We start from the raw sequence: 19198 nt of genomic DNA on the forward strand, positions 1-19198 counted from the left end.
GCTCAGTTGGCCCAGGGCGGGGCGATCCGGGTGCCGTCGGCCAGTTCCGCCTCCAGGCCGATGGACGTGGTGACCCAGGAGATCGCCGTCTGGCCGGTGGGGTTCTCGACCTCCAGGGTGGCTCCCGGGTTGACGACGACCGTGTCGCCCGCGGTGACGCGGTCGGTGCGGCCGTCGAGGGTGATGAGCAGTTCGCCGATGAGCAGATGGAAGATCTCCTCGCGGCTGACGGTGTGCGCGGGCGCCTTGGTGCCGGGCGGTATCTCGCCGCGCCAGGCGCAGAGCTCCGTGCTGCCGGTGAGGGGGGTGGCGTACGAGACGAAGCGGGCGCCGTGGATCTCGTGCGTGACGGCATCGGACGTGTGGATGACGGGCATGGCTGCCTTTCGGTGACGGGGAACGGTCAGATGGTCAAGCAACTTGACTATCTGGCTCTATGGTCAAGCAGCTTGACCAATACGTCAAGGGTGTTTCAATGCCTCCGTGCACAACTCCGAGGCCATGGCCCTGTCCGCCGCCCTGCTCGCCGCCGCCGGTGAGCTCACCCAGCGCATCCATGAGGGGGTGCTCGCGCGCGGCTTCGAGGGAATCCGGCCCGCGCACGGGTTCGCCTTCACCCGGCTCGCCCCGGACGGTGCGACCGTGACCGAGCTGGCCGTCCATCTCGGGGTGACCAAGCAGGCCGCGAGCCAGCTCGTCGACGAGATCGTGCGCAAGGGGTATGCCGAGCGGCGGCCGCACCCCGGCGACGCCAGGGCGCGGCTGGTGGTGCTGACCGAGCGGGGGTGGGCGTGCACCCGGGCCGCGGAGGAGGCCGCCGCGGAGGTCGTGCAGGCATGGGCGCGCCTGCTGGGAGAAGGGCAAGTGCGGGCGCTGCGCGACCAGTTGACGCGGATTGCGCCCTATGGCCCCATCAGGCCCGCCTGGTGACGGTGTGTCATCGGCTACCGGTGAGTCGGTTATCACTGGAAGTTTTTACTGACGCGTAACTTCACACTTGCACTACTCGCCCGTAACTTGACGAGTGAACAGCATCCTTCGTGATCCGGATCACAGGGCGTAAGGCCATCGCAACTCCCTTGAGCCGCAAGGAGATCGCACGATGCTGCCCTGGAAACGACTGCTCAGACCCCTCGCCGCCCTGCTGCTGGCGGCCTCGGTCGCCATCGTCCCCGCCGCCACCGTCGCCCGTGCCGCCTCCGCTCCGAGCTCCGGCTGGAACGACTACTCCTGCAAGCCCTCCGCCACCCATCCGCGCCCCGTGGTCCTGGTCCACGGCACCTTCGGCAACTCCGTCGACAACTGGCTCGCCCTCGCCCCCTACCTGGAGCACCGGGGCTACTGCGTCTTCTCGATGGACTACGGCCAGCTCTCGGGCGTCCCCCTGTTCTACGGCCTCGGCCCCATCGACAAGTCGGCCGAGCAGCTCTCCGCCTACGTCGACAAGGTGCTCGCCGCGACCGGTGCCGCCAAGGCCGACGTCGTCGGTCACTCCCAGGGCGGCATGATGCCCCGCTACTACCTCAAGTTCCTGGGCGGGGCCGCCAAGGTGAACGCCCTCGTCGGCATCGCGCCCGACAACCACGGCACCGACCTGGACGGCCTGACCAACCTGCTCCCGTACTTCCCGGGCGCCGCCGACCTCCTGTCCAAGAACACGCCCGGCCTGGCCGACCAGATCGTCGGGTCGGCCTTCCTCACCAAGCTCAACGCGGGCGGCGACACCGTCCCCGGAGTCCACTACACGGTGATCGCCACCAAGCACGACGAGGTGGCCACGCCGTACAGCAGCCAGTTCCTGAGCGGATCCGACGTGCACAACGTCCTGATCCAGAACCTGTGTTCGCTCGACCTCTCGGAGCACGTCCTGATCGGCCTCGCCGACCGGATCGCCTTCCACGAGGTGGCCAACGCGCTCGACCCGGCCCATGCCACCGCGACCACCTGCGCGTCGGTACTGAGCTGACGCGCACTTCGGGGCCTGTCCGGCCTGAGCCGCCGGACAGGCCCCGCCCCCCGTGGGGCCCCTACGGCCGGCCGTGCCGCCCGGCGCCGGTCGCGCGCCTGCGGACGGAGGCGAACAGGGCCGCCGCGCCGAGGGCCAGGGCGGCCGCTCCGCCCATGGCGAGGTACGGGGTGCTGCCGCCGCCCCCGGTCTCGGCGAGGTTCTGCGGGGCACCGGCCGCCGACGGTTCGCCGCCACCGGCCGCCTCGGCGGTGGTCCGGGGCTCGGCCGACGTGGCGGCGTCCTGGTCACCGTGGCCGTGGTGCCCGATCGTCGACTTGTCCGCGCCCGCCGCGATCTGCGCGTCGGAGGGCGCGGAGGCGGTCGGAGCCGGCGTCGAACCGGCCGCCGTACCACCGCCGTTGCCGCTGGTGCCGGTGTTCCCACTGCTGCCGGTGTTTCCGCCGCCGCTCGCGGTGGCGCCGCCGAAGGTGACGTCCGAGCAGGAGTAGAAGGCCTCCGGGCTGTCCGAGCGCTGCCAGATCGCATACAGCAACTGCTTGCCCGAGCGCTGGGGGAGCGTGCCGGAGAAGGTGTAGAAGCCGCCCGAGGCGACCGGGTCGGTGGCCGTCGCCACCGGGTGCTCCAGGTCCAGGTCCGACCAGGCCAGCGGCTTGGCCGGGTCGTAGCCCGCCTTGGTCAGGTACACCGTGAAGGTGCCCTTGTGGGGAGCGGTCACGCGGTACTCGAAGGTGTACGCGCCGCTCTTCACACCCGTCGCGGGCCAGTCGGCGCGCGCCAGGTCGAGGCCCTTGAACTCCTCGTTGTTCGCGCTGCACAGCTTGCCGTCCGGGATCAGCTTCCGGTGCTGCCCGGCGGCGTCGCCGATGCGGATGCCGTTCCAGTCGTAGAGCGCCTGGGTGCCGCCGGCCGCGACCACCGCCTTGCACGCGGCCGACCTGGGGTGCTCCGGGCCCTCCGCGTAGCACTGCGAGACCCGGCTGACCGGGTCGCCCATCGTGCCGTGCGCCGACGCCGGGGTGGTGGCGAGCGCGGTCAGGGCGAGCGGGGCGGCGCCGAGGGAGGCGAGCGTGGCGACCGTGCGGCGGCGTGCGGGCATGCGGAATCTCCTCGGAGCGGTCCTGACGCGTGGGGTGGAGCCCGCGGACGGGAGACCCGCGTGGGCGGGTCCCGGGCCGGGCGGATCCCGTGGGGTGCGATCAGAAACTAGCCCCAGGAACGCGTGAAATCGCCTGCTGGAGGCGGGTGATGGAGATCCTTATGGTCGCGTTAAGGGAGTGCTCAGACTGAGATCAGGTAATACCGTGCGCGCCATGGGAGACGACGAGATCCGGCCGGCCGTCGCCGGCGACGCGGCGGCCGTGAAGGCCGTGACCGACGCCGCGTACCACCGCTACGTCGCACGCATCGGGGTGGTGCCGGTGCCCATGGAGGCCGACCACGCGGCGAACGTGGCCGCGGGGAAGGTGTTCGTGACGGGGGACCCCGTCGTGGGGCTCGTGGTGCTCGAGGAGCACGACGACCATCTGTTCCTCGACAGCATCGCCGTCCACCCCGACGCGCACGGCAGGGGAGTGGGACGGCGGCTGCTGCTGTTCGTGGACGCACGCGCGCGGGCGCTCGGCCTGCCCGAGGTCAGGCTCTACACCAACGCGATGATGTGGGAGAACCGGAAGATCTATCCGAAGTTCGGCTACGAGGCCGTGGAGCAGCGCGTGGACGGTCCCTACGACCGCATCCACTACCGCAAGCGGCTGGACTGACCGGCGTCAGCCGTCCGGCCACCACGTCCGTGCGATGTCTCGGCGCACCTCCGGACGTCCGGAAGGACGCTCGTCGGCCTCGTCGCGGACCCTGCGCGAGTCCGTCTTCTTCAGGGGCTTCTGCACAGTGGTCCGGCGCATGGCTGCCTCCTTCGGTGCCCACCGAGTTCCGCGCTCTCACGGAGGTAGACCCTTTTCGGGAGGGTGACTCATCGGTGCGGGTCTGTCTGTGGCGGCTGTCACCATTCGACTGTCAGTGGCGGGTGTCACTCTTGGGCGCATGACGGATGACAATGTGGACCTGACCGGCGCGGACGTCGACTGGGACGCGCAGGCCGCCTCCTTCGACGACGAGCCGGACCACGGACTCGGCGATCCGGAGGTCCGGGGGGCGTGGGCCGCCCGGCTCGCCTCCTGGCTGCCCGGCCGGGCGGGCGACGTCCTCGATCTCGGCTGCGGCACGGGCAGCCTGTCACTCCTCGCGGCCGAGCAGGGGCACCGGGTGACCGGAGTGGACGCCTCCGCGGCGATGGTCGGCCGCGCCAGGGCCAAGCCGGCCGGACGCGACGCCGTGTTCCTCGTCGGTGACGCGGCGGCACCACCGGTGGGGGAGCAGCGCTTCGACGCCGTGCTCGTACGGCACGTGCTGTGGACCCTGCCCGGCCCCGGCCGGGTGCTGCGGCACTGGCGCGGGCTGCTGCGGCCGGGAGGCAGGCTCGTCCTGGTCGAGGGTGTCTGGGGCACGGTCGCCCCGGTGGGTCTGTCGGCCGACGTCCTGACCGGTCTGCTCGCCCCGCTCGGGATGGGCGAGGTGCGGGTGGAGCGGTTGTCCGAGGAGACGGCGCTGTGGGGCAGGGAGGTGACGGACGAGAGGTATGCGGTGGTGGCCGTGGTGTGACGCCGGCCGCCCGGCGCCGGCACCGCGTCCGGGCGGTGCTCAGCGCACCAGCGCCTCGAAGTCACCGCCGCGCGCCAGCGTCTCCAGCGCGTCCAGCGCGGCGACCGCCGCCGCGGCGGACCGCGGGTCCCGCTCCGCCAGACCGCTCGCCGCGAACTCGTCCTCGTCCAGACGGCGCACGTCGCTGCCGTCGGCCGAGCGCCACAGGTCGAGGTCCAGGTCCTCGACGACCAGCTCGGTGCCGGAGAGCACCGCGGGGCGGGTGATGTCGCAGTACCAGCCCTTCCGCACGCCCGCCGAGTCGCGGACCTCCTTCACCGAGTACCAGCGGTCCCGCCAGTAGTGCTCCGTGAAGACGTCGCCCTTCTCGAAGCGCACGAAGCCGAAGTCACGGACGCCCTCGCCCGCCCAGGGGGCCCGCACGGCGATGTGCGTGCCGTCGTCGCCGAGCAGCCGGGCCTCGTAATGGATCTTCGTCCGGCCCGCCTTGACGAGGACGACGTCCAGCCGGGCGCCTCGCTCAGCCGAGTTCACGGACATACCGCACCTCCGTCGCGCAGATCTCGTACCCGAACCACTTGTTGATCGCGAGCATCGGGTCGTTGCCCGCGTCGTTGCCCGTGAGCGCCTGGGTGTAGCCGGCGGCGCGGGCACGGTGCAGGGAGTCGTTCTTGGCGAGCTTCGCCAGGCCCCGGCCGCGGAAGGCGCGGGCGGTGCCGGTCATGGCGGTGACGTAGCGGCCGGTCGGGGCGTCCGTGTACGCCACGCTGAAGGCCGCCGGGCGGCCCTCGACGAAGACGACCGTGGTCAGCTCCCGGTCGAGCAGCGGGTGCCGCCAGTTCTCCGCGATCCAGTTCTCGTAGTCGGTGAACTCGGTGTCCACGTCGCTCGGTTCGTCCCGCGTGGTCTCCGCGTCCAGCTCGAACAGCGGGCGCGGGTCGTCCGCGAGGTCGGCCGCCGAGCGCAGCACGGCACAGGGCGGCGGGGACGGGAGCGGCGGCAGCGTGCCCCCGGCCAGGTCGAGGCGGAGGAAGTGGGCGGCGCGGCCGGCGCCGTAGCCGTGCCGCTCGGCGAAGGCCCGGTCGGCGGGCTCGTCCAGCACCCACGCGTACAGGGTCGTCGCGCCGTGCGCGGTGAGGTGCTCCTCGGCGGCGCGGACCAGCAGATCGCCGGCGCCGCGGCGCCTTCGGTCCGGGTGGACGTAGATGTTGAGCGTCCCCACGCCCGGTCTTGGGCTGTCGTGCGCCAGTTGCACCTGCGCCGTGCCGATCACCTCGCCGTCCTCCTCCGCCACGAGCGACCTGAAGCGCGCGTCCGGGTGGCTGTGGACGAGGTGGTGCAGGACGGCGTCCGGGGTCCACAGGATGTACGGCAGGGCGAGGTGGCGTACCCGGGCGAAGGCCTCGACGTCGGACCTGTCCTCGGAGCGCAGGTCGCGCACGATCACAGTCATGTGGGCGCACGCTACGTGGGGACACGCCCCCGCGCCTCTCATTTACCGGCGCGTGCGGGAGAATCGGCAGCGTGACCTTGAAGATCCACATCGACGACAGTGCCGCGCCGTACGAGCAGGTGCGGGCGCAGATCTCCGAGCAGGCGCGGTCGGGCGTGCTGCCGGTGGGCTACCGGCTGCCGACCGTGCGCGGGCTCGCCGAATCGCTCGGTCTCGCGGCGAACACGGTCGCCAAGGCCTACCGCGCCCTGGAGGGCGACGGGGTGATCGAGACCCGGGGGCGCAACGGCACGTACGTCGCCGCCGCGGGCACCGCGGCCGAGCGGGAGGTGGCGTCGGCCGCGCAGGCCTACGTGGAACGGGTCCGGCGGCTGGGCCTGGACCAGGACGCCGCGCTCACGGCCGTGCGGGACGCCCTGCGGGCGGTCTACGGGGAGCGCTGAACGGCGCCGGGGGACACGGACGGCGCGGGGGGACACCGGGCGGCAGCGCGCGAGCGCGGGCCGCGCCCGCTCACCGCTCTGCTGGTACGGCCCCGCGACTACAGGTACAGCCCCGCGTCCGCCCCGTCCCGCGGCTCCGGCAGCGCCGTCGGGGACGTGCCCCGGCGCAGTGCGTACAGTTCGGCCAGCGTGGCGCCCTCACGGCCCACGCCCTCCTCGGTGCCGAGCCAGTCGACCGCCTCACGGCGGGTCAGCTGCCCCACCTCGATGCGGGCCAGACAGCGTCCGGGGCGGACCACGGCCGGGTGCAGGCGCTCGAGGTCCTCGTTGGTCGTCACACCGACCAGCACGTTGCGCCCCTGGCCCAGCAGGCCGTCGGTCAGGTTGAGCAGGCGGGACAGGGCCTGGCCGGCCGTGTGCTTGGCCTCGCCGCGGATCAGCTCGTCGCAGTCCTCCAGGAGCAGCAGCCGCCAGCGGCCCTTGCCGGTCCCGTCCTCCTCGCCGATCGCGATGTCCATCAGATAGCCGACGTCGGAGAACAGCCGCTCGGGGTCGAGCACGCAGTCCACCTGGCACCAGTCCCGCCAGGAGCGGGCGAGGGTGCGCAGCGCGGAGGTCTTGCCGGTGCCGGGCGGGCCGTGCAGCAGGAGCAGCCGGCCCGCGATGTCCTGCGGTGTCGTCTTCATCAGACGGTCCATGGCCGCGGCCACCGGGGCGGTGTAGTTCTCCCGGACCTCGTCCCAGGTGCCCGCGGAGATCTGCCGGGTGGTGCGGTGCGGGCCGCGCCGCGGGGAGACGTACCAGAAGCCCATCGTCACGTTCTCCGGCTGGGGTTCGGGCTCGTCCGCCGCGCCGTCCGTGGCCTGGTCGAGGACCTTCTGCGCCAGCTCCTCGCCGGTCGCCGTCACCGTGACGTCCGCGCCGCGGTTCCAGCGGGAGATCAGCAGCGTCCAGCCGTCGCCCTCCGCGAGCGTCGCGCTGCGGTCGTCGTCGCGGGCCACGCGCAGCACGCGCGCGCCCGGCGGCAGGAGCGTCGCCCCCGGCCGGACGCGGTCGATGTTCGCTGCGTGCGCGTACGGCTGCTCGCCCGTCGCGAACCGGCCGAGGAACAGCGCGTCGACGACGTCCGACGGCGAGTCGCTGTCGTCGACGGTGAGCCGGATCGGCAGAGCTTCGTGCGGGTTCGCAGACATGGCGTCCATGATCCGTCACGAGGACGCCCCATGCACCCGGTTTCCGCCGTGCGCCCGGTGTGCCCGGTGTGTCGGCCGCGTCCGCCGAGCCGGATGCTTCCGGTTCGCCCTGTTACAGACCTGTGCATGCACAACATCTGCCCTAGCCCGCGGCCGCACGGATACTGTGGAACTCGATGGGACGTCATGGGTGGACTTCGGGGGCACGGCGGTGGCGGCTCACCGCGCTGCTCGGGGTGGGTGTGGCAGCGCTGGCGCTGATCGTGACCCTGATCAACACGCTGCCGGGCGGCGGTGGAAGCACGGCGGGCACCTCGCGCAACGGCGACTCGGTCCACGGCACCCCGGTGACCCCGCCCGACCAGGACAGCCCCGACGTGGGCTGGGGCTTCACCCACACCCAGTACAGCGCCGACGAGGGCGACCCGGCCGCCACCGACCGGGTGCAGCAGCTGATCTCGGATGCCGGGGGCATGCCGCAGGACCAGGCGCTCATGGGCTGGGGCGCGGACAACCCCGAGCCGGTGAAGGGGCGTTACGACTTCGGCGCGATGGACCGCCGTATCGACTTCATCCGCAAGTCCGGCGGCACCCCGGTCGTCACGCTGTGCTGCTCCCCGGACTGGATGAAGGGCGGCAAGGCCGGCGTCGACAACACGAACTGGAGCCAGTCCGCGCTGGAGACGGCCCCCGAGCCGCAGCACTACGCGGACTTCGCCGCGCTGGCCGCGACCGTGGCCAAGCGCTATCCGGACGTACGCCACTTCATCGTCTGGAACGAGTTCAAGGGCTTCTGGAACGACGCCGAGGGCCGCTGGGACTACGAGGGGTACACCAAGCTCTACAACATGGTCTACAAGGCCCTGAAGAAGGTCGACAAGAAGATCATGGTCGGCGGGCCGTACCTGGTCATGGACAGTGTCGACCCGCGCGCGGGCGAGGCCTCCGCGACCTTCAAGGGACCCTGGGGCGCCATGGACCAGCGCGTCCTCGACGCCTTCGACTACTGGAACAAGCACAAGGCGGGCGCCGACTTCGTCGTCGTGGACGGTTCCAGCTACACCAACGACGACGAGATGCTGCCGAACGAGTTCGCGGCGACCGACAAGTTCACCGCCGTCGGCACCTGGGTGCGCAAGCGGACCGGCGGCCTGCCGCTGTGGTGGTCCGAGTACTACGTCGAGCCCGCCGACGGCAAGGACGAGCGCACGGGCTGGTCGGAACCCCGCCGCGTCGCCGTCCAGGCCGCCGGGATGATCGCCATGGTCAAGGGCGGAGCCTCCTCCGGCTTCTACTGGAACCCGGAGGACGAGAAGGGCGACGGCTGCGCCGGCTGCCTGTGGACGCCCACCGGTCGCTCGGACGGCGGCCGGAAGCTGCCCATGTTCGACCTGGTCTCCCGCTTCCACCGGGCGTTCCCGCCCGGCACCGGGTACACCCGCGTCTCCGTCGCCGCCGACGACGTGCCCAACGTCCGTGTCCTGGCCACCGACCGGACCGTCCTGGTGGTCAACACGCTGGGCCGGTCGATCAGCGCCAAGGTCGACGGGAGGCGGTTCGACATGCAGGCCTACGAAGTGAAGTGGCTCAACCGCACGGGTGGTTGAGCCACTTCACCGACCGAGCCGACCGAGCCGGCCGAGACCTCACTTCATGGTCAGGAACCGCTGCACCAGCGAGGCCAGGAACACCGCCAGCAGCGGCAGCGAGAACCAGTAACTGCTCTGCAGCCACCGCAGTTGCCGCACACTCGGCCCGAACGCGATCCGTACGACCTCGCGTGCCGTCAGCAGCACGATGAGCGCGAGGGCCGCCAGGGCGCCGACGACCGACCAGGGCGTCCAGGTGATCTGCGGCCCGATCGGACCCGGGTCGGGCGCCGGGACCTTGCCCGCGGGCTGCCTGGCCAGGGCGTAGATCGTCGCGTCGGCGTTGACGTAGACCTTCTCCAACTCCGGCCGCCGGTCCAGGTTCTGGATCAGCCGGGGCTCCCAGGTGTCCGAATAGCCCACGTCCATCCGCAGGTAGGTCGTCTGGCTCTCGTTGACCATCAGGTACGAGTTCGGGCCCGCGTCCCTGAGCGCCTTGACCAGGCCGGACACCAGCACCGGATCGGCCGGTGCCAGCGTGGGCACGTAGTCCACCCGCTCCATGTCCTTCGCGCCCCACGGCATCGCCGGCGTCACGTCGTTGACCGTGTCGTTGCTGAGCCACAGCAGGCGGACGGTCGGCCGGTCATGGGCGTACACGTAGTCCATGGCCGCGACCTCGCCGGGCCGGACCCGCTCGAAGGGCTCGTTGCCCCAGCGGGCCACCAGGAAACCGCCCATGAGGAGCAGCCCCGCCATGAGCGCGGCCAGCGGCGCGAGGCTCACCCGGTCCTTGTCCCGCTCCTCGGCGGTGACGCCGGTGCGCGGGAACAGGGCGAGACCGGCCAGCAGCGCCGCGCCCGGCACGGCGAACATGAAGACGCGCAGCGCCATCTCGCCGCCGTAGGACTGCATGCCGAAGCCCAGGAACGGCACGAACGTCACGACCAGCAGCGACCGCTCGCGGTACTTGTGGTCGCGCCGGCGCCACCAGCCCCAGCAGGCGAACGCCATCACCGCGCCGGCCAGAAGCACGCGCGTGTACAGGACGAGCTTGTGCGTCGAGTCGCCGCCCTGGATGCGGCCGGAGACCGAGGTGGAGACGTTGCTGCCGACACCGCCGACTCCGCCGAACAGGTCGTTGAAGTGCCCGGACCAGTACGGCTCGGCCATGAAGCCCAGCCAGGCCGCGACCACGACGCCGAACAGGACGGGCAGGCCGCGCAGTTCGGACCGGCCGATCAGGACGAGCACCGCGAGCACGCCCAGCATCATGAACGGCGTGAGCTGGTGGGCGGGGACGCTCGCCGCGTACAGGCCGATCAGCACCCCGAGCAGGGCGGCCTTCTGGCGCCGGCTCGTCGGCTCGACCTCCGCCTCGCCGGGCCGCCGCCTGGCCCACAGCATCCGCGGCTCGCGGAACCAGACCAGCAGGATCGCCACGAACGCCAGGTAGAGGAGGTAGGTGAAGCCCTGCGGTGAGAAGTAGTCCTGGCCCACCCAGCCGCTGAGCACGAAGATCCAGATGCCGGTCCACCGGGCCCGCCAGCTCGCCCGCATCGAGCGCACGAGCAGGAACATCGGAGCCAGGTAGAGGAGCTGGATGGCCAGTGGCCACCAGCGGATGACCTCGGTGAGGTCGGTGACCCCGCAGGCCTTCGCGACGAACGCGGCCACCGCGAAGAACCCCGGCCAGCTCCAGCGCGCGTCCAGGTCCGGTACGGCGGAGCCGGTCCGGTCGATGTAGTCGAGGAAGCCGAGGTGCTGCCAGGCGGTCGGGAAGCGCGGCTCGGTCTCGATCACGGCGGGCAGCGCGTGCAGCGAGACCACCGTCGCCAGCAGCGTGACCAGGAGCAGCGCCTTGTGCTCCCGTCCCGTCCAGAGCAGCGAGGCGAACACCGCCACCAGCAGCGCGGCCCCGATCAGCGTCGGCAGCGGCAGGACCGAGATGAGGCCCAGCCCGCCCATCGCGTCCAGGTCGGCCTCGCCGAGCCCGAGCGCGGGCACCCAGTACAGGAGCAGCGCGGCGGTCAGCACACAGGCGAGGACGACGCCCAGGCGGCTCGGCCGCAGGCGCTCGCGCCAGGAGAGCGCGGGCGGTTCGGGCGCGCGCACCTCCTCGGCCGGTTCCTCCGGGACGGGGGGCGCCTCCGTCTCCCGTACGGCGTCCTCACCACCGAAGGCCGCTCCGAACGGCGCGTCCACCTCGGCGGGCTCCAGCGAGGCCTCGGACCCCGGCTCCCGCTCCTCGACGGGCAGGCCGAGCTCCGGCTTCTTCGCCCAGTCGGGCCGCTGGTCCGCCGGCAGGACCGGCGTCCCGGTGGGCGGGGTCCCGGGCCCCGGCCGCACGTCCGGCCGCCGCTCCACGTGGTCGAAGTCGACGTGGATGCCGAGCGCGAGGGTGTCGGAGTCCAGCGCCCAGGCGGGCCCGCGCCGGCGCGGCGCGTCGGTGGCCGGGACCTCGCGCGCCCCCAGGTCGGCGAGGTCACCGTCGGGTGCCGCGTGCTCGGGCACGTCGGCGGCCGGAGCGGCGCGCAGGATGCGGTACAGCTTCGGGGCGGCGATCGTGACGATCACCGCGAGCGAGGAGATCTCGGCGACCCCGGCGCCGGTCAGCCCCATGCGGGGGAGCAGCAGCAGCGTCAGGCCGAGCACCAGGACGCACAGCAGGCCCTGGAGCCAGGCCAGTCCGGCGGTGCGGCTCTGCGCGCGCAGCACCGCGAAGTACGTCTCCATGACGACCCGCAGCAGCGCGCCCACCGCGAACCAGCGCAGCAGCGGCGTCGCCGCGTCCGCGTAGCCCGCGCCGAAGATGCCGAGGATCCACGGCGCCCCGATGAACAGCACCCCGCAGATCGGCAGCATGATCCGGGCCATCCGCCGCAGCGCGGCACGGGTGTTGGCGGCCAGCCGGGCCGGGTCGTGCGAGCCCTCGACGGTCAGCGAGGCGCCCATGTTGATGGCCAGCAGATTGACCGTGCCGCCGATGGTGGTGGTGATGTAGAAGTACGCGTTGTCCTTGGAGCTGACCTGCGAGGCGATGATCACCGGGATCAGGTAGACGACGGCGAGCGAGAACAGCGAGCCCGTGTAGTCGCCGGCCAGGAACGTGCCGATCTCCCGGAGGTTCGGCGGCTTCGCGTGGTCCTCGGTGGCCTTGACGTGCCGCGGCACCAGGCGCCGGAAGACCAGCCAGCCGAGCGGGACCACCGAGGTGGCGATCGCGGCGACCCAGGAGACGAAGACGCCGGTGGTCGGGATCGCCACGGCGAACGCGACCAGCAGCGCCAGCTTCACCGCGGAGAACACGGTGTTGCCCACCGGGACCCAGGGCGCGCTTCTGAGCCCGGTCAGCACGCCGTCCTGGAGCGTGAGCAGGTTCCAGGCCATGACGGCCACGATGAACCCCAGGCCGTGCAGCGGCCCGTGCAGGAAGCGGTACGACGGCCCCCAGAGGTTCAGCGTCAGCAGGAAGATCCCCGCCGCGAACGCCACGACCAGCGAACTGCCCGCGTACGTGCGGAAGATCAGCCGTCCGGTGGTGCGCCCGGCGACCGGGATGAACCGGGCCAGGGCGCCGGTCAGGGTCACCGCGGTGAGGCCCGCGAGGAACTTCATCGCGGCGATCGCGGCCGAGCCCTGGCCGACCGCGTCCTCGGAGTAGTAGCGGGCCGCGGCCAGCCAGAAGCCGAGGCCGAGCACGGCGGAGATGCCCGTGTTCAGCATCAGCGCATAGGCGTTTCGGAACAGCTGGCTGCCGCCCTTTTTCCGGCCCAGCCCGGGCAGGCGAAGGCGGCGCCCCGGCTGCTCGGGCGCCTGGGCCGGGGACGACGCCGCCTCGGTCGTGGTCGTCGTGTCAGACACGGGAACGGATGGCCTTCCGGCGGACCTGGCGTGCTCTGCGGACCATCGCGTACCCCTTGGTGAGCACGCGGTCCCTGGCGAAGGTGCGGGCGATCGCGCGGCCCTCGACCAGCCGCTCGAACTCCTCGATGCCCGTGGCGCGGCGCACGGTCACCCGCTGCACCGCGTACGGGCCCTGGCGGCGGCGGGCGAGGCCGTTGCCGACGGCGAGCGCCTGGGCGTATCCCGTCTCGCGCACGGCCTCGCGCACCCGGCGGCTGGAGTAGCCGTACGGATAGGCGAACGAGACCGGGGCGGAGCCCAGTTCACCGGCGACGATCTCCTTGCAGTGGATCAGCTCGTGGCGCAGGGCGCCGTCGTCGAGCTGGTCGAGCTGCGGATGGGTGTGGCTGTGCCCGCCGATCTCCACGTCGGCGGCGGCGAGTTCGCGCACCTGGTCCCAGTCCAGCATGGTGTCCAGGCCGCCGCCCGTGTCGTGGGCGCCCCTGATCCAGCCGGTGGAGACGAACAGCGTGGACGCGAAGCCGTGCTTGGCGAGCACGGGCAGGGCGTGCCGGTGCACGCCCTCGTAGCCGTCGTCGAAGGTGATCAGCACGGGCCGCGGCGGCAGCGGGCGCCCCCAACGCCAGCCCGCCGCCAGCTCGGCCGTGCTGACCGGGGTCAGCCCGCGGTCCCCGACGCACGCCATCTGCTCGGCGAACGCCTCGGGCGCCACCGACAGCTCGCGGGTGGCGTCGTTCGGGGCGGTGGCGACCGAGTGGTACATCAGGATCGGCACCGGTGCTTCAGTCATGAGATCCCCCCTCGATCTCGACGACGGAGAAGACGGCTCCGCCACGGCGCGCCCGCAGGCTCCCGACCACGTACCCCCCGGCCGCGGTGAGCACCCCGGCGACGATCGCGCCCGCCCGGCCCGCGCCCCCCGGGCGGACCAGCACGGCGTCGCGCAGCCCCCGGACCACGCCGGCCGGCAGCACTCGGGTGGCGTACCGGCGCTCGGACTCAAGTCCCTTGTCCGCGCCGACACTTCGCGCCACCAGAGCCTTGGACAGGCCCTCCGCGTAGGCGCGGGTGCGGAAGTACCCGAAGTGCTCGCGCGCCTCGGGCACCCGGTGGTGGATCACCGCGCGGTCGTCGATCAGCAGGATCGCGTCCGGTCTGGCGCGGGTGAGCCGGATGCACAGCTCCGTCTCCTCGCAGCCCAGCGGCCGCTTGTCGCCGTCGCGTCCGATGCCGGTCGCGAAGCCGCCGGCCGCGTCGAACGCCGTACGGCGGAAGGAGGCGTTGCCCCCGAGCACGTTGCGCACCCGGACCAGGCCCCGCGGCAGGCCCTTGTAGGTGCAGCCGACCACCCAGTCGAACTCCTCGGGGAACCAGGCCGGACGGCGGCCCGACGCCCAGATCGGCATCGTGCGCCCGCCGACGGCCATCACCCGCGGATCGGCGTAGCCCTCGGCGAACCGGCGCAGCCAGTCCCGCTCGGCCACGGCGTCGTCGTCGAGGAAGGCGATCACCTCGCCGCGGGAGGCCGCGATCCCGGTGTTGCGGCCCGCGGACAGTCCGCGGGGCCCCGCGTTGGCGAGCACCCGGACGTCGTGGGCCTCCTTGTACTCCTTGGCCAGCCGGTCCAGCAGCGCCGGATTGTGGTCGACGGCCAGCAGTGTCTCCAGGGCGGGGTGCGACTGCGCCCGCACCGAGGAGACCGCCGCGAGGATGTCCTCCCAGCGGTCCTCGGTGTACACGCAGATCACGACGGAGATGCCGAGACCGCTCAAGACACCTCTCCCTGGACCGAGTCGAGAGGGACCGGGTCGAGCGGAGCCGATGCGAGCATCGGCGAGTGGTGTTCCTGGCGGCGCAGCTCCTTCCGGTTCGACCGTTCCTTGAGGATGACCTTGAGCACCCGGAACCCGTCGCGCACGGCCCGCAGATTGCTCGCGCCGTGGATGCGCAGATACTCGTGGCTCGGGATCTCCTGCACCTTCAGACCGGCCTTGACCACACGGATGTTGATCAGGGTCTCGATCTCGAAGCCGGTGCAGTCGAGGGAGATCTTGTCCAGGCAGTGCCGCCAGAAGGCGTTGTATCCGTAGCAGAGATCCGTGTAGCGGGCGCCGAACTTGCGGTTGACGATCGTGCACAGCGCCCAGTTGCCGAGCTTGCGGATGAACGTCATGTCGTCGGTGCCGCCGCCGTTGGCGAAGCGGGATCCCTTGGCGAAGTCGGCGCCGGAGACCAGCGCGGAGACGTAGCTGACGATCTCGTTGCCGTCCGCCGAACCGTCCGCGTCGACCATCACGACGATGTCGCCGGTGCAGGCCTCGAAGCCGGTGATCAGCGCGTCACCCTTGCCCTTTCCGCGCTGTTCGACGACCTTGACCTCCGGCCACAGGCCGCGGGCCACGTCGACGGTGTCGTCCGTCGAATTGCCGTCCACCAGGACGACTTCGTGTATCCAGTCCGGAAGTGTCTTGAACACGTAGGGGAGATTCTCCGCCTCATTCATGGCGGGAATCACCACGCTCACCGGTGGCGCGATGGCCAGGTGAGAAGAGATCGGCCGGTATTTGCTGGCAATTAACGGATCCTGGCCCGTGTTCGCCGGCCGAAGAACAGAACTCATGAGTCTGGTCCCTCTCGTCCGGTGGACCGCCCGCCCCTGGGCGGCCCGGTTATGTGTCCGGTTCGAAAGGGGGGTTCACGCCTCTGACATGACGAAATGAATCTCCGTGCATGCCGAGGCGAGCTGGCATAGCTTGCCGCCTGCCGTGCGACAGCAGTCGGTCTCGCGGCACGACTCGGTCACAAGTGCGGTCACCGAGCACGGCACCCCCCTACCGCGCCCCACGCCGGATCCATCGCGGTCCTTGAGCCCTCCCCTAGAGCCGCTTGGTGACGGACCGATGCGGGTGAGATGTACGACGGTATTGACGATTGAACCCCTATGGCAAGGCCTGGAACGAGACCTCACGTTTTTGTTGGTTTGACCGTTACACAGCCCATCAAAAGACAGAAACTGATCACGGTCACCGCGATGATTCCTCCGTTCACCGACCATCGGTGAACGGCCAACATGCCCTGCGCCACGAGCATGTCGAGGGCGATCGCACCCCCGATCGCGCCGATCGCGCGACCGAAGGGCTCCAGCCCGCGCAGCGCGGCCCCGATGGCCGTGGTGGGCGCGGCGAGCAGGAAGAACAGGGTGAACGGGCCGCGCAGGGGTGAGTCCGAGCCGGCGAGCGCGAGTAGCGCGCCGCAGCCCCCCACGGCCGTAGCGGCGCCCGCGAGCAGTGGCGACAGGTCCCTCCCCGGTCCCGTCCGCTCCCGCTCGGTGCCCGCTGTTGGTGGTCTCTTGAGACGGATGGTCTGCATTGGCGACTTTGCCCCCCGACGCGCCGGATGCCGGGCTTCAGAGTCGCGCAGCCCGTCCGTGGCCGTCAAGGTCCGAAGGGGGTGCGGGGGCAGTTCTTGTGCTTTCTTGAACCGGCCGTCACCGGGGCCCCGAGCGCGGAGAAGTCCGGATTCGAACGGTAGTTGGCCTGAAATTCTTGACATGAACACTTCCCGTCGACACGCGTAGTTGGTACGACGGTTACGGCAGAGATCCTGCTAAAGGGAGGTTCCATGAGACGTTCCCGAATTGCGGTCTTCGTGAGCTCGATCCTCCTCGCCGCCGGCGCGGCCCTCACCGGGGCCACCGCGGCGCAGGCGTCCCAAGACGCCGCGGCCACCGGCTATGTGGCCCTCGGCGACTCCTACTCCTCGGGGGTCGGGTCGGGCAGCTACATCAGCTCCAGCGGCGACTGCAAGCGCAGCACGAAGGCCTATCCCTACCTCTGGGCCGGCGCCCACTCACCCTCGACGTTCGACTTCACGGCCTGCTCGGGCGCCCGAACGGGTGATGTCCTGTCCGGGCAGCTGGGTCCGCTCAGCACCGCCACCGGCCTGGTCTCCATCAGCATCGGCGGCAACGACGCCGGTTTCTCCGACGTCATGACGACCTGTGTGCTCCAGTCCGACAGCACCTGCCTCTCCCGGATCGACACCGCGAAGGCGTACGTCGACTCCACGCTCCCCGGACAGCTGGACACCGTCTACTCCGCGATCAGCGCCAAGGCCCCGAACGCCCATGTGGTCGTCCTCGGCTACCCCCGCTTCTACAAGCTCGGCACCACGTGCATCGGCCTCTCCCAGACCAAGCGGCAGGCGATCAACGGCGCGGCCGACTACCTCGACACGGCCATCGCCAAGGCCGCCGCCGACCACGGCTTCACCTTCGGTGACGTCCGCTCCACCTTCACCGGCCACGAGATCTGCTCGGGCAGCTCCTGGCTGCACAGCGTCGAGTGGTTCAACATCGGCGAGTCCTACCACCCGACCGCGGCCGGCCAGTCCGGCGGCTATCTGCCGGTCCTGACCAGCGCCGCCTGATCACGGCGACGGAGACGCACTGGAGGAGGCCCCGCCCGTCGGGGTCTCCGCCACGCAGGTCACCGAGAACGGGACCGAGTTGGACGTCGTCCGCACCGGCGAGCGCACCTCGACACTGATCGCGTTGCGGAACGTCCCCGCGCTGTCGTAGGTCGTCACGAAGGCCCTGTCCTGCTTGGTCCTCGAACCACCCTCCGGGAAGGACAGGGTCCGCCACCCCTGGTCCATCACCTGGCCGTCCTGCGACACCCAGCGGTAGCTCACCTCCGCCGGCAGCTTCCCCACCGTGAACGTCGCCGTGAAGGCGGGTGCCTGGCCGCTCGCGGGCGGACAGCCGCCGGAGTAGGAGGTGTTCGAGCCCGCGAGGGTGACCCGCACGGACTGCGGCGCCGCCGTCGTAGGGCTGCTGCTCGGGCTCGGCGTACGGCTCGCGGCGCCGCCGTCGGCCGGCTTCGTGGTGGTGGGCGCGGGCGACGTGCTGCTCGCGGAACGGGTGTCGGCACCGCTCGCGTTCCCGTTGCCGCCACCGTGGTTGAGCAGCGCGTACGTCAGTCCGGCCAGCGCCAGCGCGAGCACCACCAGGCCGGCGACCAGTACGGCCGCGGCCTTGCGGTTGCGCCTGCCCGGCTCGGTGTCGGCCGTCGGGGCGGGCCCGGACGGTACCGTCCCGTACGGCGCCGGCGGGGTCGCCGCCGGCCCGTCCGGGTAACCGGCGATCGTCGGGGTGTACGGGACGGTCGGCGCGCCGTACACCCCGGGGGTGCCTCCCGCCGCGACGAGCCGCAGATCCTCCTCGGCCCGGTCGGCCGGCATCCGCTCGGCCGGGTCCTTGCGCAGCAGCCCCTCGATGACGGGGGCGAGCGGACCGGCCTGCCGGGGCGGCGGCAGCTCCTCGTCGACGACGGCCCGCAGGGTGTTGAGCGGGGTGTCCTGGCGGAACGGCGAGTGCCCCTGGACGGCCGCGTACAGCAGGACGCCCAGCGACCACAGATCGGACTCCGGGCCCGGTGTGCGGCCCAGCGCCCGCTCCGGCGCGAGGAATTCGGGCGAGCCGATGACCTCTCCGGTCATGGTCAGCGCGGAGCTGCCCTCCACCTGGGCGATGCCGAAGTCGCTGAGCACCACCCGGCCGTCGTTCGACATCAGCACGTTGGCCGGCTTCACGTCGCGGTGCAGCACGCCCGCCGCGTGCGCCGCCCGCAGCGCGGACAGCACCTCGGCACCGATGTGGGCGGCGCGCCGCGGCGGCAGCGGTCCCTCCGACTCCAGCACGTCGGCGAGGGAGACGCCGCGGACCAGCTCCATGACGATCCAGGGCCGGCCGTCCTCGGTGGCCACGTCGTACACCGTGACCACGTTGCGGTTGGCGACCCGGGCGGCCGCCCACGCCTCGCGTTCGAGCCGGGCGTACATCCGCCCGACGTCCGAGGCGTCCACCCCGGCGGGCGCGCGCACCTCCTTGACGGCGACCTCGCGGTGCAGCACCTCGTCCCTGGCGCGCCACACCGTGCCCATGCCGCCCTGACCGAGCGGGGTCAGGAGGCGGTAGCGGCCGGCGATCACACGTTCACCGCCCGGTTCTTCGGACACGGGCTTCC

Annotated in this window: 19 protein-coding genes; 7 read left to right on the plus strand and 12 right to left on the minus strand. The window is 71.6% G+C overall.

Going from position 1 to position 19198, the window contains the following annotated elements; all coding sequences use genetic code 11:
• Positions 1 to 2 precede the first annotated feature (2 nt).
• Entirely contained in the window at positions 3 to 377 is a 375-nt protein-coding gene (locus ACIRPX_RS19110) for a cupin domain-containing protein (protein ID WP_404195575.1), read from the minus strand.
• A 106-nt stretch (positions 378 to 483) separates the two neighbouring features.
• On the opposite strand from ACIRPX_RS19110, the gene ACIRPX_RS19115 reads away from it, so the two are divergent.
• Both ACIRPX_RS19115 and ACIRPX_RS19120 read left to right on the plus strand, forming a co-directional pair.
• Positions 484 to 930 carry a MarR family winged helix-turn-helix transcriptional regulator gene (locus tag ACIRPX_RS19115; RefSeq protein ID WP_404195578.1) on the plus strand — a complete coding sequence of 149 codons (447 nt, stop codon included), beginning with the start codon at positions 484 to 486 and terminating at the stop codon, positions 928 to 930.
• A 172-nt stretch (positions 931 to 1102) separates the two neighbouring features.
• Positions 1103 to 1966, plus strand: coding sequence for an esterase/lipase family protein (locus ACIRPX_RS19120; protein WP_404195580.1), 864 nt, complete (start codon positions 1103 to 1105; stop codon positions 1964 to 1966).
• Positions 1967 to 2027: 61 nt separating this feature from the next.
• On the opposite strand, the gene ACIRPX_RS19125 is transcribed toward ACIRPX_RS19120, so the two are convergent.
• Complete coding sequence (locus ACIRPX_RS19125; RefSeq protein ID WP_404195583.1) at positions 2028 to 3065, minus strand: lytic polysaccharide monooxygenase; 1038 nt, start codon at positions 3063 to 3065, stop codon at positions 2028 to 2030.
• A 214-nt stretch (positions 3066 to 3279) separates the two neighbouring features.
• Here ACIRPX_RS19125 and ACIRPX_RS19130 point away from each other — a divergent pair, with 214 nt between their 5' ends.
• A complete protein-coding gene (locus ACIRPX_RS19130; RefSeq protein WP_404195586.1) occupies positions 3280 to 3729 on the plus strand; it encodes a GNAT family N-acetyltransferase in 450 nt (149 codons plus the stop codon).
• Between the two features lie 6 nt (positions 3730 to 3735).
• Here ACIRPX_RS19130 and ACIRPX_RS19135 read toward each other — a convergent pair whose 3' ends face one another.
• The gene (locus ACIRPX_RS19135; protein ID WP_384252941.1) at positions 3736 to 3870 is read right to left on the minus strand and encodes a hypothetical protein; all 135 of its coding nucleotides are present in this window, start codon (positions 3868 to 3870) and stop codon (positions 3736 to 3738) included.
• Positions 3871 to 4009: 139 nt separating this feature from the next.
• Here ACIRPX_RS19135 and ACIRPX_RS19140 point away from each other — a divergent pair, with 139 nt between their 5' ends.
• A complete protein-coding gene (locus ACIRPX_RS19140; RefSeq protein ID WP_404195590.1) occupies positions 4010 to 4627 on the plus strand; it encodes a class I SAM-dependent methyltransferase in 618 nt (205 codons plus the stop codon).
• A 39-nt stretch (positions 4628 to 4666) separates the two neighbouring features.
• Here the strand turns inward: ACIRPX_RS19140 and ACIRPX_RS19145 are convergent, their stop codons facing one another.
• The gene (locus ACIRPX_RS19145; protein ID WP_404195593.1) at positions 4667 to 5167 is read right to left on the minus strand and encodes a DUF402 domain-containing protein; all 501 of its coding nucleotides are present in this window, start codon (positions 5165 to 5167) and stop codon (positions 4667 to 4669) included.
• Positions 5148 to 6080, minus strand: a complete 933-nt coding sequence (locus tag ACIRPX_RS19150; RefSeq protein ID WP_404195595.1) for a GNAT family N-acetyltransferase — start codon at positions 6078 to 6080, stop codon at positions 5148 to 5150. Before ACIRPX_RS19150 ends, ACIRPX_RS19145 begins: the two co-directional genes overlap by 20 nt.
• 71 nt (positions 6081 to 6151) lie before the next feature.
• Here ACIRPX_RS19150 and ACIRPX_RS19155 point away from each other — a divergent pair, with 71 nt between their 5' ends.
• Positions 6152 to 6523, plus strand: coding sequence for a GntR family transcriptional regulator (locus ACIRPX_RS19155; RefSeq protein ID WP_404195598.1), 372 nt, complete (start codon positions 6152 to 6154; stop codon positions 6521 to 6523).
• Positions 6524 to 6621: 98 nt separating this feature from the next.
• On the opposite strand, the gene ACIRPX_RS19160 is transcribed toward ACIRPX_RS19155, so the two are convergent.
• The gene (locus ACIRPX_RS19160; RefSeq protein WP_404195601.1) at positions 6622 to 7716 is read right to left on the minus strand and encodes a DUF5925 domain-containing protein; all 1095 of its coding nucleotides are present in this window, start codon (positions 7714 to 7716) and stop codon (positions 6622 to 6624) included.
• Between the two features lie 176 nt (positions 7717 to 7892).
• Between ACIRPX_RS19160 and ACIRPX_RS19165 the strand changes: the two genes are divergently transcribed.
• Positions 7893 to 9323 (plus strand): xylan 1,4-beta-xylosidase, encoded by a 1431-nt coding sequence (locus tag ACIRPX_RS19165; RefSeq protein ID WP_404195604.1) that lies wholly within the window; start codon positions 7893 to 7895, stop codon positions 9321 to 9323.
• A 39-nt stretch (positions 9324 to 9362) separates the two neighbouring features.
• Here the strand turns inward: ACIRPX_RS19165 and ACIRPX_RS19170 are convergent, their stop codons facing one another.
• The 5 genes from ACIRPX_RS19170 to ACIRPX_RS19190 form a co-directional block, all read right to left on the minus strand.
• Positions 9363 to 13169 carry a lipopolysaccharide biosynthesis protein gene (locus ACIRPX_RS19170; RefSeq protein ID WP_404195607.1) on the minus strand — a complete coding sequence of 1269 codons (3807 nt, stop codon included), beginning with the start codon at positions 13167 to 13169 and terminating at the stop codon, positions 9363 to 9365.
• Positions 13162 to 13962: a polysaccharide deacetylase family protein gene (locus ACIRPX_RS19175; RefSeq protein WP_404195610.1), complete on the minus strand. Its 801-nt coding sequence runs from the start codon at positions 13960 to 13962 to the stop codon at positions 13162 to 13164. Before ACIRPX_RS19175 ends, ACIRPX_RS19170 begins: the two co-directional genes overlap by 8 nt.
• Complete coding sequence (locus tag ACIRPX_RS19180; RefSeq protein WP_404195613.1) at positions 13955 to 14944, minus strand: glycosyltransferase family 2 protein; 990 nt, start codon at positions 14942 to 14944, stop codon at positions 13955 to 13957. The genes ACIRPX_RS19175 and ACIRPX_RS19180 overlap by 8 nt, the downstream gene beginning before the upstream one ends.
• Positions 14941 to 15792, minus strand: coding sequence for a glycosyltransferase family 2 protein (locus ACIRPX_RS19185; protein ID WP_404195616.1), 852 nt, complete (start codon positions 15790 to 15792; stop codon positions 14941 to 14943). Before ACIRPX_RS19185 ends, ACIRPX_RS19180 begins: the two co-directional genes overlap by 4 nt.
• Before the next feature lie 344 nt (positions 15793 to 16136).
• Positions 16137 to 16541 carry a hypothetical protein gene (locus ACIRPX_RS19190; protein WP_404195618.1) on the minus strand — a complete coding sequence of 135 codons (405 nt, stop codon included), beginning with the start codon at positions 16539 to 16541 and terminating at the stop codon, positions 16137 to 16139.
• A 252-nt stretch (positions 16542 to 16793) separates the two neighbouring features.
• On the opposite strand from ACIRPX_RS19190, the gene ACIRPX_RS19195 reads away from it, so the two are divergent.
• A complete protein-coding gene (locus ACIRPX_RS19195) occupies positions 16794 to 17600 on the plus strand; it encodes an SGNH/GDSL hydrolase family protein (RefSeq protein WP_404195620.1) in 807 nt (268 codons plus the stop codon).
• Here the strand turns inward: ACIRPX_RS19195 and ACIRPX_RS19200 are convergent, their stop codons facing one another.
• Positions 17601 to 19190 carry a protein kinase gene (locus ACIRPX_RS19200; RefSeq protein WP_404195622.1) on the minus strand — a complete coding sequence of 530 codons (1590 nt, stop codon included), beginning with the start codon at positions 19188 to 19190 and terminating at the stop codon, positions 17601 to 17603.
• Positions 19191 to 19198 lie beyond the last annotated feature (8 nt).

The organism is Streptomyces sp. NPDC101225, from assembly GCF_044767585.1.
Lineage (GTDB): Bacteria > Actinomycetota > Actinomycetes > Streptomycetales > Streptomycetaceae > Streptomyces.